The 13,160-nt window shown below is 37.2% G+C and carries 13 protein-coding genes; 7 read left to right on the forward strand and 6 right to left on the reverse strand.

Translation table 11 applies throughout. From position 1 onward, the window contains the following. Positions 1–79: 79 nt before the first annotated feature. On the reverse strand, positions 80–871 hold the full coding sequence (locus AC2CGR_RS01075) for a phosphotransferase (protein WP_087965539.1): 792 nt from the start codon (positions 869–871) through the stop codon (positions 80–82). A gap of 352 nt (positions 872–1,223) precedes the next feature. Here AC2CGR_RS01075 and cspA point away from each other — a divergent pair, with 352 nt between their 5' ends. Then, positions 1,224–1,427, forward strand: a complete 204-nt coding sequence (gene cspA, locus AC2CGR_RS01080) for an RNA chaperone/antiterminator CspA (protein WP_000301518.1) — start codon at positions 1,224–1,226, stop codon at positions 1,425–1,427. Positions 1,428–1,553: 126 nt separating this feature from the next. On the opposite strand, the gene AC2CGR_RS01085 is transcribed toward cspA, so the two are convergent. After that, complete coding sequence (locus AC2CGR_RS01085) at positions 1,554–1,760, reverse strand: hypothetical protein (protein ID WP_131101613.1); 207 nt, start codon at positions 1,758–1,760, stop codon at positions 1,554–1,556. A gap of 295 nt (positions 1,761–2,055) precedes the next feature. Beyond that, positions 2,056–2,241 (reverse strand): hypothetical protein, encoded by a 186-nt coding sequence (locus AC2CGR_RS01090; RefSeq protein ID WP_029437812.1) that lies wholly within the window; start codon positions 2,239–2,241, stop codon positions 2,056–2,058. A 283-nt stretch (positions 2,242–2,524) separates the two neighbouring features. Here AC2CGR_RS01090 and AC2CGR_RS01095 point away from each other — a divergent pair, with 283 nt between their 5' ends. The 6 genes from AC2CGR_RS01095 (at position 2,525) to AC2CGR_RS01120 (ending at position 12,224) form a co-directional block, all read left to right on the forward strand. After that, positions 2,525–3,106: a competence protein ComK gene (locus tag AC2CGR_RS01095; protein WP_029437813.1), complete on the forward strand. Its 582-nt coding sequence runs from the start codon at positions 2,525–2,527 to the stop codon at positions 3,104–3,106. A gap of 250 nt (positions 3,107–3,356) precedes the next feature. Next, positions 3,357–3,950, forward strand: a complete 594-nt coding sequence (locus AC2CGR_RS01100; protein WP_000347516.1) for a TVP38/TMEM64 family protein — start codon at positions 3,357–3,359, stop codon at positions 3,948–3,950. Between the two features lie 56 nt (positions 3,951–4,006). Beyond that, the gene (lepB, locus tag AC2CGR_RS01105; protein WP_000751904.1) at positions 4,007–4,570 is read left to right on the forward strand and encodes a signal peptidase I; all 564 of its coding nucleotides are present in this window, start codon (positions 4,007–4,009) and stop codon (positions 4,568–4,570) included. A 116-nt stretch (positions 4,571–4,686) separates the two neighbouring features. After that, a complete protein-coding gene (gene addB / locus AC2CGR_RS01110; RefSeq protein ID WP_087965535.1) occupies positions 4,687–8,202 on the forward strand; it encodes a helicase-exonuclease AddAB subunit AddB in 3,516 nt (1,171 codons plus the stop codon). Beyond that, the gene (gene addA / locus AC2CGR_RS01115; RefSeq protein ID WP_484480446.1) at positions 8,199–11,924 is read left to right on the forward strand and encodes a helicase-exonuclease AddAB subunit AddA; all 3,726 of its coding nucleotides are present in this window, start codon (positions 8,199–8,201) and stop codon (positions 11,922–11,924) included. The genes addB and addA overlap by 4 nt, the downstream gene beginning before the upstream one ends. A gap of 12 nt (positions 11,925–11,936) precedes the next feature. Further along, positions 11,937–12,224, forward strand: coding sequence for an RNA polymerase alpha subunit C-terminal domain-containing protein (locus AC2CGR_RS01120; RefSeq protein WP_061403212.1), 288 nt, complete (start codon positions 11,937–11,939; stop codon positions 12,222–12,224). 81 nt (positions 12,225–12,305) lie between these two features. Here AC2CGR_RS01120 and gerPF read toward each other — a convergent pair whose 3' ends face one another. From gerPF to gerPD, 3 genes are read right to left on the reverse strand one after another with little or no spacing between them, the layout of a single operon-like run. Next, positions 12,306–12,521: a spore germination protein GerPF gene (gene gerPF / locus AC2CGR_RS01125; protein WP_001141566.1), complete on the reverse strand. Its 216-nt coding sequence runs from the start codon at positions 12,519–12,521 to the stop codon at positions 12,306–12,308. Positions 12,522–12,563: 42 nt separating this feature from the next. Then, on the reverse strand, positions 12,564–12,950 hold the full coding sequence (locus tag AC2CGR_RS01130; protein ID WP_000902340.1) for a spore germination protein GerPE: 387 nt from the start codon (positions 12,948–12,950) through the stop codon (positions 12,564–12,566). Positions 12,951–12,965: 15 nt separating this feature from the next. Then, positions 12,966–13,160, reverse strand: a complete 195-nt coding sequence (gerPD, locus tag AC2CGR_RS01135) for a spore germination protein GerPD (RefSeq protein WP_001102341.1) — start codon at positions 13,158–13,160, stop codon at positions 12,966–12,968.

Consider the following 13,160-nt stretch of genomic DNA (forward strand, 5'->3'; position numbering starts at 1 on the left):
AAAAATATATCAACGATTTTTCGATATAGCTATCATAACTTAAAATATATCGACTTACCGACAAAAAAAGACAATATGATTAAATCCACTCAGCTCTATGCTCACGAATAAACTTCATATCTTTTTCATAATGTTCTAAATGTCCTTCGTCAATCATTCTTTGGAAATTTACGTCGCCTTCTTGCGCTTTTCGTTTTATATATGTACATAAAGCTTCTAATCGCAGTAACACCATTCCTAAGTAATCTTCATCCATACTTTTACCGTAGGACTGGGCGAATAATTTTATTCTTTCTTTCATACGGCCAGCATGTTGTGTCGATTCATAATGAATTGTCTCGCCTGATTCTGTATAATACACTCTACTTAAAGGTACACAAGTATATAGCGTATAAGCGATATCCCAAATTCTTGGTCCAGGAGCAGCAACATCGAAATCAATAATTCCTACTGGCTTCTCGTTATTAAATATAATGTTATATATAGCAAAATCATTGTGGCATAAAACCTCAATATTATTTGGGGTATGGTCCATAGGTTTCCAATCATCTAATAGCGGAAAGTCACTTACAGCATCATGATAAAGGCGAAGCATCTTTGCTATTTCTTTTAACACATCATTAGATCGCATATATTCTTTTAACGGATAATTCCCAGCCTCTCCTTCAATAAAAGATAAAATCTCTCTATTTTTCTCATCTATACCTAAAAACTTTGGTGCGTAATGAAAACCTTTGTTTTCTAAATGCTGTAATAACTTATGAATTTTTACACTGTCTGGCTTCAATTCTCGCCGAACAGTATTTTTAGAACGATATACGTTTGAGACGTTTCCCCCTGTAAGCTTTTCTTCGTTGGCGTAGTTTGACATTTCATCCCCTCCAGTAAGTACTGTCAGATTACATTTTAACACTTAGAAAAAGGAATATAGTGGCATTTGGAAGATTTGTTTATTTTTATTCAAATAAGATATTGATAATTGCATACGTGATTTAATTTGTCAGTTATTTTCAAAAAAGATTGTACATTTTATTTTAATGTGCTATGATAATGTCAGTTGAATAGTTAAATTAAGCAATCCATATATTATCAAGTGCTGAAAACGAACGAGAAAAAGTATGTGAGAACTAGTTTATGTTTCGTATTTGATAATGTGTGGATTCTTTTTTTAGATAGGAAAACTAAAAATTTTAAAAAATGTATTTTCTTAGGAGGAAATAATTATGGCAGTAACAGGACAAGTAAAATGGTTTAACAACGAAAAAGGCTTCGGTTTCATCGAAGTTCCAGGCGAAAACGACGTATTCGTACATTTCTCTGCAATCGAAACTGACGGTTTCAAATCTCTAGAAGAAGGTCAAAAAGTTAGCTTCGAAATCGAAGATGGTAACCGTGGACCTCAAGCTAAAAACGTAATCAAACTATAATTTTATAGTTTATTATGGAAAAAAGGATGGCTGCTGCCATCCTTTTTTTGTTGTGGAGAAAGTCTTTCCATCTTAAAATTCGGCGGGAGACCAACTTCTTGTTAACGCCCAATTGTTGAGGGCTGATTAAAGTTTCACTTTATTTGTTGTTTTGTCTACATCTGAAATGGGTAAATCTGCGCCATATAGGCTTTGATTCATATCTTTTTTGTTAGAATTTTGTTCGTCTTGAGATGATGTTTCTAACATTTGTTCTTGCTCCTTACTAGGGGTATTCAGAGCATCTGATGGGACGCTATTAATCTGTTGGCTTAATAGACTTTTTTTCTCCATATTATACAGCTCCTTTTTGGAATTAGATAAAAAACGAATGTAATCATACATAATCACTTACATATTTTGTGTTTTGAAGTGGAATTATATACAAAACTTATATTGCAGATTTAACAATTAAAAAGTTGAAGATCTTACTAAAAAATAAAAACGGGTAACACGTACAAGTAATTTTTAACCTAGTGGATCATTTTTAATCGTTTTTTAATATATAATAATATTTTAAAAGCGGGATATATGGACACTCGGAAGAAAACATGAAAAGAGTAAAAGACCTTCCAAAATGGAAGGTCTTTTACTTTTCTTTTTCAACCTTTTTCTTCTCGCGTTTCTTACATTCAGAACATTTCGATGTACGAAAAGGTTTTGCAAAGAATAGTAGTATGAAAAATAAGCCGAATATAATACTAGCTGAGTTTTTTACGATCACAATGCTACTATTTTTCATTTGAATCGTTGGTTGCCTTTCTTTTTCTTCCATAGTGGACCTCCATATATTGGATTTTTCTTTTAATTATAGCAAAGTTAACTGTCATAATGATGTGAAATGAGGAAGCAATTATAAAAATTTATTGGTAGTATAAATACATTTTATGTGGATTATTATTACCTAATCACTATATTTATATTTTGTAATTTAAAAGAAATTTGATAAATGATAAAGTATTGTAAAAAAGCGGAATCTGTAAGCCATTTCCTTTTCATAGATGCTAAAATTATATATGCAGCTGCTAATATAAATAGAAAAAAGGAGATAGTGGAATATGGAAAGTAAAGTGGAACGCTATGTCGAAAACTACGTTGTTAATAAAAATACAATGGCCTTACTTCCTATAATTCTCAGTGAAAAGAAAATTGTTACGCGAGTTGTTGAAGTGCAAGACTCTTTTTTCGTATTTCAAAAGCCTTTAGATATTATAGAAAGAAGTTGCCGCAAGCATGGTTCTAGTTTTTTAGGCAGAAAAGAAGGAACGAAAGAGTTAACTCATATTACACACAAAGCTCCGATTGCGATTAGTCCGACAGATCAACTTTATTTTTTCCCTACCTATTCGTATTCTAGAAAAGAATGCGCGTGGTTGTCTCATTTTTATATTGAAAATAATAAAGAATTAAAAGATGGAAACCTTATTATTAGATTTATAAATGGCTTTGCGGTGAAGTTAGAGATATCGAAAACTAGTTTTGAAAATCAACAAAATCGTACAGCGAAATTGCGTACTGAATATGAAGACCGTAGAAAAAAACAAGGGAATCCTTGCTTTAAAGAGGTTGATAAAAGTGAAGAATCTAAATTGAAACCGGCATATGAGAAAGTGTATTTTGTGAAAGAAGGTGAAGTGTAAAAGGATGGGGGCTCCCCATCCTTTTACTTTTCAGTTTTGTCGGTAAGTCGATATATTTGAAAAAACGCCCAAGTAACGACACATCATGTCGAATATTGATGGATTATTATAGTTAAATAATGAAGGAATTCTAATGAAAGATATGGAAACTTAATAATTACATCTCCATATGTCGTATCTACCATTTCCTCTTTCATATAGGCAATGATACAGTAGAGGTAGTACTTAGAGTAAAGGGGTAAAGTGTAGAATGGATTTTCAGACAATCAAAGAGTATTTTTCACCAGAAAATATGGATCATATTGTTGAAAGCTATAAAGCGTTCGGACCACTTCTTGGTATTGGGTTACCGATGATAGAGGCGCTAATTCCAGCATTGCCACTCATCGTATTTGTACTGGCGAATGCTGTTGCATTTGGATTTTGGCTCGGTTTTCTTTATTCTTGGCTTGGATCAGTAATGGGTGCCTTACTTGTCTTTTTCATAATCCGCCATTTTGGCCGAAGTCGTTTCTTTTCTTTTGTGAATAAGCATGAGAAAGTACGGAAGGCAATGGGATGGATTGAAAGAAAAGGGTTCGCGCCGATTTTCGTCATATTTTGTTTTCCGTTTACACCGTCTGCGCTTATAAATGTTGTTGCTGGTCTATCACGCATTAGTGTAAAACAGTTTGGTCTTGCGCTCGCGTTCGGAAAGCTTGTGATGATTTTTATTTTAACTTATATCGGTCATGATTTAATGTCATTTATTCATAATCCGGTGAAATCAGTCATTGTAGCGATTGGTATTTTTATTTTATGGTATGTCGGTAAGAAAATCGAAGTAAAGTTAGAACTACATTAAGAATAGTCTTCTTTGTAAAGGGAAGCTTCATTATTAAAGGATAAGGGGAGAAGCGGATGAAGAAAACTTTGAAAAAAGAAGGCATAGAGTGGATACGAACAATTTTAATTGGTGTATTATTAGCTGTATTTTTTCGAACGTTTTTCTTTTCAACGTATGTTGTAGAGGGGAAGTCAATGATGCCGACATTGCAAGATGGCAATATGCTCGTTGTAAATAAGGTGAGTTATCAAGTGGGGGACTTGAATAGATTTGACGTTGTTGTGTTTCATGCGAATAAAAAAGAGGACTATGTAAAACGAATTATCGGTTTACCTGGGGATCATATTGAATATAAGCATGATAAGTTATATATAAATGGGCAATTCGTAGAAGAACCTTATTTAGAAACGTATAAGAAAGAGATAGATGGACGACAACTGACAGGTGATTTTAAACTAGAAGAGTTAACGAAGGAAAAATCGGTGCCACCTGGATATATTTTTGTAGTGGGTGATAACCGCCTTGGGAGCTGGGATAGTAGACACTTTGGGTTTGTAAAAGCTGATACAGTTGTCGGTAAAGTTGATTTACGATATTGGCCAATTCAAGAGGTACAAACGAATTTTTCAAAAGGTTGATATAATAGGTAGAAGTATAGAAAAAGACAAACTACTCCGTTTGTCTTTTTTCGTGTCCTATAATACAATTATAGTAGCAAACTAACGTTCGTTATGTAAGTGAAAGGTGGGGTTACATGTCACTTCGATTTGTGATTGGTAGAGCGGGAAGTGGAAAGAGTACACTTTGTTTACACGAAGTGCAAGAAGAGTTAAAGCAGCGTCCAAGAGGAGAAACAATATTATATCTTGTGCCAGAACAGATGACATTCCAAACGCAGCAGGCGTTAATTGGTAGTGAGGATGTTAGAGGTTCTATTCGGGCACAAGTTTTTAGTTTTTCACGATTAGCGTGGAAAGTATTGCAAGAAGTTGGCGGAGCGAGTCGTCTTCACATTGATGAAGCGGGCGTACATATGTTACTTCGTAAAATTGTAGAGTCTCGTAAAGATGGATTATCGGTGTTCCAAAAAGCAGCGGAGCAAAACGGTTTCTTTGAACATCTTGGCGGTATGATTGCGGAGTTTAAACGATATAACGTGACGCCATCAAACGTATATGAAATGTGGCAACAATTAGATGCGCATAGTAGCAGTGCCGAACAAAAGCTATTAGCGAATAAAGTGTATGATTTACAACTATTATATGATGATTTTGAGCGTGCTTTAATCGGAAAATATTTAGATTCAGAAGACTACTTACAATTGCTAGTCGAAAAGCTTCCGCAATCTGAATATGTAAAGGGAGCTGAAATTTATATAGATGGATTTCATTCTTTTTCACCGCAAGAGCTAGAAATTGTAAGACAGCTTATGGTTTGCGGAGCGAGGGTTACAATCACGTTAACGATAGACGAAAAAACGTTAGCGCAGCCAGTAAATGAACTAGATTTATTTTATGAAACGACGTTAACGTATGAAAAAATAAAACAAGTAGCGCGTGAAGAGAAGATAGAAATTGAAAAAACGATTCCACTTATGGAACAGCCGCGTTTTCATTCTCCGGCGTTAGCGCATTTAGAAACACACTATGAAGCACGTCCAAATGAAAAGTTTCACGGAGAAGCAAGTGTAACGATTCATACAGCCGCGAATTTACGAGCTGAAGTAGAAGGTGTTGCACGTGAAATTCGTAGACTTGTGGCAGATGAAGACTACCGTTACCGAGATATTGCGGTTCTTCTTCGTAATGGTGAAAGTTATTACGATGTGATGCGAACGCTATTTACAGATTATAATATCCCGCACTTCATCGATGAAAAACGCCCGATGTCACATCATCCGCTAGTAGAATGCATTCGTTCTGCGTTAGAGATTATTAGCGGGAATTGGCGTTATGATGCAGTATTTCGCTGCGTGAAAACAGAGCTTTTATATCCATTAGACGTAAGAAAAGAAACGATGCGCGAAGAGATGGATGAGTTTGAAAACTACTGTTTAGCATACGGTGTACAAGGGAAGAGATGGACTTCTGAGGATCCGTGGATGTATCGCCGCTATCGTTCTCTTGACGATACAAACGGGATGATTACAGACAGTGAACGTGAAATGGAAGAGAAAATAAATCGATTGCGTGACGTTGTAAGAACGCCAGTTATTCGTATGCAAAAAAGACTGAAGCGTGCGGGAACGGTTATGCAAATGTGCGAAGCTGTTTACTTATTTTTAGAAGAGCTGGACGTTCCGAAAAAACTAGAAGCATTACGTATTCGTGCAGAAGAGAGTGGAGATTTCTTATTTGCGACAGACCATGAACAAGTATGGGAAGAAGTTATGAGTCTTCTTGATACGTTCGTTGAGATGCTTGGCGAAGAAAAAATGTCACTTTCTATGTTCACAGACGTTATGTCGACAGGTCTTGAGGCGCTTCAATTCGCAAACATTCCGCCGTCATTAGACCAAGTGTTAATTGCGAATATTGATCGTTCTAGATTATCAAATGTGAAAGCAACATTCGTCATTGGCGTGAATGAAGGTGTGATTCCAGCAGCACCGATGGATGAAGGTATGCTTTCTGATGAGGAAAGAGATGTTCTTAGCGCTGCAGGTATTGAACTCGCACCAACGACGAGACAAACTTTATTAGAAGAACAGTTCGTTATGTACCAAATGGTAACGAGAGCAACTGAAAAATTGTATATTTCATGTCCACTAGCAGATGAAGAAGGAAAGACGTTACTTGCGTCTAGCTTTATTAAGAAAATAAAAAGAATGTTCCCTGATGTGAAAGATACATTTATTACGAATGATGTAAATGATTTATCACGTTCGGAACAAATTTCATACGTAGCAACACCAGAAGTAACGTTGTCATATGTTATGCAGCAACTTCAAACGTGGAAGCGATATGGATTTGAAGGGAATTTAGACTTTTGGTGGGATGTATATAATTTCTACGTTACTTCAGATGAATGGAAGCAAAAAAGTAGCCGCGTATTATCAAGTTTATTCTACCGAAATCGTGCGCAAAAGCTAAGTACAGCTGTAAGTAGAGATTTATACGGAGATAAAATAAAAGGAAGCGTCTCGCGTATGGAACTATTTAACCGTTGCGCATATGCTCATTTCGCGCAGCACGGTTTATCGTTAAGAGAGCGTGATATTTTCAAACTGGATGCGCCAGATATCGGAGAGCTCTTCCATGCAGCGCTGAAGAGAATTGCAGACAGGCTATTACGTGAAAACCGTACTTGGGCGGATTTATCAATAAAAGAGTGTGAGCATCTTTCTGCTGTAGTAATAGAAGAGATTGCACCGTTATTACAAAGACAAATTTTATTAAGTTCAAACCGTCACTTCTATTTAAAACAAAAACTACAACAAATCATTTTCCGTACGTCAATCATTTTACGTGAACATGCGAAATCGAGCGGTTTCGTACCAGTTGATTTAGAAGTGCCATTCGGTATGGGCGGTACAGGATCGCTTCCGCCAATGGAATTCTCATTACCAAATGGTGTGAAGATGGAAGTAGTTGGCCGTATTGACCGTGTTGATAAGGCAGAAGATGAAAACGGAACCTTCCTACGTATTATTGACTATAAATCAAGCTCAAAAGCGTTAGACTTAACGGAAGTGTATTACGGATTAGCACTTCAAATGTTAACGTATTTAGATGTTGTTACTTCAAATGCACATACGTGGATGAAAAAAGGCGGCACAGCATCACCCGCTGGTGTATTGTATTTCCACATTCATAACCCAATTGTTGAGGTGAAAGGTGATGCATCTGAAGCGGAAATTGAAAAGGAAATTTTAAAGAAATTCAAAATGAAAGGTCTCGTACTAGGAGATGCTGATGTTGTTCGTTTAATGGATAACAAACTTTCAACAGGGAGCTCTGATATTATTTCTGCTGGTCTGAAAAAAGACGGTAGTTTTAGTGCACGTTCAAGTATTGCCAGTGAACAAGAGTTTAACGTCCTGCAAAAATATGTACACCATACGTTTGAAAATATCGGAAAAGACATTACAGAAGGTGTTATCGATATTGCTCCTTATAAAAAGGGGAATAAGGCGGCGTGTACGTTCTGTAACTTCAAATCGGTTTGTCAGTTCGATGAATCACTTGAAGATAACCAGTTCCGTACGTTAAAAGATATGAAAGATAGCGAAGCGATGGAGAAAATTAGAGAGGAGGTTGGCGGAGAATGATAGAAAATTGGCCTAAAAAACCAGAAGGTAGTCAATGGACAGATGACCAGTGGAAAGCCGTTGTAGCGAATGGGCGTGATATTTTAGTCGCAGCAGCAGCTGGATCAGGGAAAACAGCGGTATTAGTTGAACGTATTATTAAAAAGATTATAAATGAAGAAAACCCAGTCGATGTCGACCGCCTGCTCGTTGTAACATTTACGAATGCAGCGGCGCAAGAGATGAAAAACAGAATTGGGGAAGCGTTAGAAAAAGTATTAATTGATGAGCCAGGTTCTCAGCACATTCGAAAGCAGCTGAGCTTATTAAATAAAGCTTCCATTTCAACGATCCATTCCTTTTGTTTACAAGTTATTAGAGGATACTATTATATGCTTGATGTTGATCCTCGTTTCCGCATAGCGAATCAAACAGAAAATGAATTGTTAAAAGAAGAAGTGCTAGATGACATATTAGAAGAAGAGTATGGAATAGAAGATAATACGATATTCTTTGAACTCGTTGATCGTTATACGAGTGACCGTAGTGACGATGATTTACAACGTATGATTTTAGCACTTCATACAGAATCAAGAGCACATCCAAATCCGGAAAAATGGCTTGATAAATTAGTAGAAGCATACGATGTGGAAGGAAAGACAATTGAAGATTTAGTGTACGCTTCCTACTTATTAGAAGATGTGAAATTCCAACTTGAAACAGCGGAACAGCATATTCGTAAAGCGACAGAGCTCGCGATGCTTCCTGACGGTCCAGCGCCTCGCGTTGAAACCCTGCAAGTAGATTTAGTTTTACTTGGAACGTTATCATCAGCTGCTCGTGAATCGTGGACAAGCGTGTATGAAGCGATGCAAAACGTATCGTGGCAAACGTTAAAGCGTATTAAGAAAAGTGATTACAACGAGGATGTTGTAAAGCAAGTAGACTCTCTTCGTAATAAAGCGAAAGATGAAGTGAAGAAATTACAAGAAGAGCTATTTAGCCGCAAGCCAGAAAGTTTCTTGCGAGATTTTCAAGATATGCATCCTGTATTAGAAAAACTTGTACAGCTTGTAAAAGTATTTACAGAACGTTTCCAAACGATGAAGCGAGATAAAGGAATGGTCGATTTCACGGATTTAGAGCATTTTTGTTTACAAATTTTAAGTGAACAAAGTGAAGATGGTGAAATGAAGCCATCAGCAGTAGCGCTTCAATATCGCAATAAATTTGCTGAAGTATTAGTCGATGAATATCAAGATACGAACTTCGTACAAGAATCGATTATTAAATTCGTAACGAAAGATTCTGAGAGTGAAGGAAACTTGTTCATGGTTGGCGACGTGAAACAGTCAATCTATCGTTTCCGACTAGCAGAACCAGGATTATTCCTAGGAAAGTATAAACGCTTCACGCAAGAAGGATTAGGCGGCGGAATGAAGATCGATTTAGCGAAAAACTTCCGTAGTCGTCATGAAGTGTTAGCAGGCACGAACTTTATCTTCAAACAAATTATGGGCGAAGAAGTTGGGGAAATCGATTACGATGCTGACGCTGAATTAAAGCTAGGTGCTACCTATCCAGATGGTGAAGATGTAGCAGCTGAGCTATTATGTATTCAGCAAACGGAAGAAGAGGTAATAGACGGTGAAGAAGGTGCGGAAGTAGAAAAGGCGCAGCTTGAAGCTCGTCTTATGGCGCAGCGCATTAAAGCGATGGTCGATTCCGGTTATGAAGTGTATGATCGTAAAACGGATAGTATGCGCCCTGTACAATACCGCGACTTCGTTATTTTGCTCCGCTCCATGCCGTGGGCACCACAAATTATGGAAGAGTTAAAGCTGCAAGGAATTCCAGTATACGCTGATCTTGCGACTGGTTACTTTGAAGCGACAGAAGTAAATATTATGATGAACGTATTCCGCGTTATTGATAATCCGATGCAAGATATTCCGCTTGCAGCAGTACTTCGTTCACCAATCGTTGGATTAAACGATGAAGAACTTGCAACGCTTCGTGCTCACGGGAAGAAAGGTTCGTTTTATGAAGTAATGAGCTCATTCTTAAAAGGGGCACCGCTTGAAGAAGAAAAAGAACTACATGATAAATTAGAATGGTTCTACAACTTACTGCAAGGATGGCGTGAATTCGCGCGCCAACAGTCTCTTTCTGATTTAATTTGGAAAGTGTACGGTGAGACAGGTTATTATGATTTTGTCGGTGGTTTACCAGCTGGAAAGCAAAGGCAAGCAAACTTGCGTGTACTATATGACCGCACAAGACAATATGAAGCAACATCGTTTAGAGGCCTATTCCGCTTCTTACGCTTTATTGAGCGTATTTTAGAGCGCGGTGATGATATGGGTACGGCGAGAGCTTTAGGTGAACAAGAAGATGTCGTTCGCATTATGACAATTCATAAAAGTAAAGGACTTGAGTTCCCAGTCGTATTCGTAGCTGGACTAGGTCGCCGCTTTAATACACAAGACTTAATGAAACGTTTCTTACTGCATAAAGATTTCGGTTTCGGTTCGCAATTTATCGATCCTCGTAAACGAATTAAATATACGACATTATCGCAACTTGCGATTAAGCGTAAAATGAAAATGGAATTAATTGCGGAAGAAATGCGCGTATTATACGTAGCGTTAACACGTGCAAAAGAGAAGTTAATTTTAATTGGAACGGTTAAGGATGCAAATAAAGAAATGGAAAAGTGGCTTGATGCGAGGGAGCATAGTGAATGGTTATTACCAGATCATATACGTGCCGGAGCGTCTTGCTACTTAGACTGGATTGCACCTTCATTATATAGACACCGTGATAGTGAAATACTTCTTGAATTAGGACAAGGAAGCATTCCGGATGAAATTTATGGGTATAGTGCGAGCTGGAAAGTAGAAGTTGTTGACGGTAACACGTTACTTGCGCCAGAACCCGTTCAAGAAGAGAAACAAGAATTGTTAGAAGCACTCCGTGAGAAAAAAGCTGTTCCGTTGCAAAGTGAACGAAAAGATGAAGTGTACGATAGATTAATGTGGAAGTACGGATATGAGGAAGCGACAGCTCATCGTGCGAAGCAGTCTGTTACAGAAATAAAGAGAAATTATCAATCTGAAGAAGGTAGCGATAATGCCTTTATTAAAAAATTACGTGCACCAATTAAAACACGTCCTCGTTTTATGGAGAAAAAAGGTTTAACGTACGCAGAGCGTGGAACTGCAGTCCATGCCGTTATGCAGCATGTTGATTTGAAGAAGCCGATTACGATTGAAGTTCTTCAAGAGCAAATTGCTGGAATGGTAAATAAGGAATTATTAACATTTGAACAAGCAGAAGAAATAGCAATCGAAAAAGTCATTTCATTCTTTGACAGTGACCTAGGTAAAAGGGTATTAGCGGCGAAAAGTGTTGAGCGTGAAGTACCATTTACGATGATGCTTGCAGCAGAAGAAGCATATCAAGATTGGCAAGGGAAGAGCGGGGAATCGATTCTTGTCCAAGGGGTTATCGACTGCATGATTGAAGAGGAAGATGGCATTACGTTAATCGACTTCAAAACAGATACGATTGAAGGGAAATTCCCAGGTGGATTCGAACAAGCGAAACCAATTTTAGAAGAGCGATATAAAGTGCAGCTTTCGTTATATGCAAAAGCGCTCGAGAAAAGCTTACAACATCCTGTGAAAGAGAAATGTTTATACTTCTTTGATGGTAATCATGTTGTAAAAATCGAAGAATAGAGGAACTTGAAAATGGCAACGGAAAAAACGTTAAGAACGTGTGAAAAAGGTCATGAATACTACAAAAGTAGTGATTGTCCAACTTGCCCAACCTGTGAGAAAGAAAAGAAACCACAAACAGGATTCCTTTCGCTTCTTTCATCACCAGCACGAAATGCACTAGAGCATCATGGAATTCATACTATAGAAGAACTTTCAAAGTATAGTGAAAAAGAAATTTTAAAACTACATGGCATGGGACCAGCATCTTTGCCAAAGCTTAGAAAGGCTTTGGAGGAGAATGGGTTATCATTTAAATAAAATGAAACAGTAAACAGTGGAGTTTTTGATAAACTTGAATGAGGTAAAAGAAAAAAGTAGGAGATATTCTCCTACTTTTTTTTACGCTGTTCCAATCTGATCTTGATCGGCCACATCAGAATCAAACGTATTTGTTGCACTAACACCGTTAAAAGTATTCACGACAAATCCAACATTGGAAGCTCCGGATCCATTATAAGCTTTCGTATTTTCTTTCGGAGACACGTTATAAAAATCCCCTAAATTAAAAGAACCATTACTGTTTTGAACGACGAGATTTCCAACAACAGAAGGCATACCATCCACCTACTTTACTAAGCTTTTTAATTACTATATGAATTATTGAGTGGAAGGTTCATCCGTAATATATTGACGGATTTGCATAATACGAGAGTTATTAAAAACATAATCAACATTTCCAATTTGAAAGCAGCCAGAATTTAAAAGTGTTCGCAATTCAACATTATTTACTTCAATAAAAGGACATTCATTTACAATGTTTAATTTAACATCTGTCGTCCGTTTTGGGATTGTGATGTGTTCATCTGTAAAGATTTCAAATGCGTCTAAGCGACCTTCGTCTTTTATATAACAAGGAATTTCCCTGTGGACGGCAAGAGCTCTACTTTTTAATTCCATTTGATTTGCGTCTCCAACTTGAAATACGGCAGTAATCCCTAAAGAAATAATAGAAACATTTTGGACAACAGACACATGATGTAACATAATTTATCAGTCTCCTTAACCTGGAGTAGGAGGGACATCTGTTACTAACGGTACAAATGGACCCTCTGTAACTGTTTCAAACGGCGTATCAAGAATAGAAGATAGAATGAGGAAATTTGCATCCCCAATTAAAAAGAGTGCGGACGACGATACACCGTTCATTTTGATCTGTCCGACTTTTAATTCACGATTTACAACGTTAACATTCAT

Source organism: Bacillus sp. LSHTCR4 (assembly GCF_057197025.1).

What these genes read in the sequence shown, in the direction of transcription:
- AC2CGR_RS01130 (WP_000902340.1), bottom strand. Translation starts at nt 12,950, where the DNA reads ATGTTACATCATGTGTCTGTTGTCCAAAATGTTTCTATTATTTCTTTA.
- AC2CGR_RS01085 (WP_131101613.1), bottom strand. Translation starts at nt 1,760, where the DNA reads ATGGAGAAAAAAAGTCTATTAAGCCAACAGATTAATAGCGTCCCATCA.
- AC2CGR_RS01100 (WP_000347516.1), top strand. Translation starts at nt 3,357, where the DNA reads ATGGATTTTCAGACAATCAAAGAGTATTTTTCACCAGAAAATATGGAT.
- addB (WP_087965535.1), top strand. Translation starts at nt 4,687, where the DNA reads ATGTCACTTCGATTTGTGATTGGTAGAGCGGGAAGTGGAAAGAGTACA.
- AC2CGR_RS01120 (WP_061403212.1), top strand. Translation starts at nt 11,937, where the DNA reads ATGGCAACGGAAAAAACGTTAAGAACGTGTGAAAAAGGTCATGAATAC.
- AC2CGR_RS01075 (WP_087965539.1), bottom strand. Translation starts at nt 871, where the DNA reads ATGTCAAACTACGCCAACGAAGAAAAGCTTACAGGGGGAAACGTCTCA.
- AC2CGR_RS01090 (WP_029437812.1), bottom strand. Translation starts at nt 2,241, where the DNA reads ATGGAAGAAAAAGAAAGGCAACCAACGATTCAAATGAAAAATAGTAGC.
- cspA (WP_000301518.1), top strand. Translation starts at nt 1,224, where the DNA reads ATGGCAGTAACAGGACAAGTAAAATGGTTTAACAACGAAAAAGGCTTC.
- gerPF (WP_001141566.1), bottom strand. Translation starts at nt 12,521, where the DNA reads ATGCCTTCTGTTGTTGGAAATCTCGTCGTTCAAAACAGTAATGGTTCT.
- AC2CGR_RS01095 (WP_029437813.1), top strand. Translation starts at nt 2,525, where the DNA reads ATGGAAAGTAAAGTGGAACGCTATGTCGAAAACTACGTTGTTAATAAA.
- addA (WP_484480446.1), top strand. Translation starts at nt 8,199, where the DNA reads ATGATAGAAAATTGGCCTAAAAAACCAGAAGGTAGTCAATGGACAGAT.
- gerPD (WP_001102341.1), bottom strand. Translation starts at nt 13,160, where the DNA reads ATGAATGTTAACGTTGTAAATCGTGAATTAAAAGTCGGACAGATCAAA.
- lepB (WP_000751904.1), top strand. Translation starts at nt 4,007, where the DNA reads ATGAAGAAAACTTTGAAAAAAGAAGGCATAGAGTGGATACGAACAATT.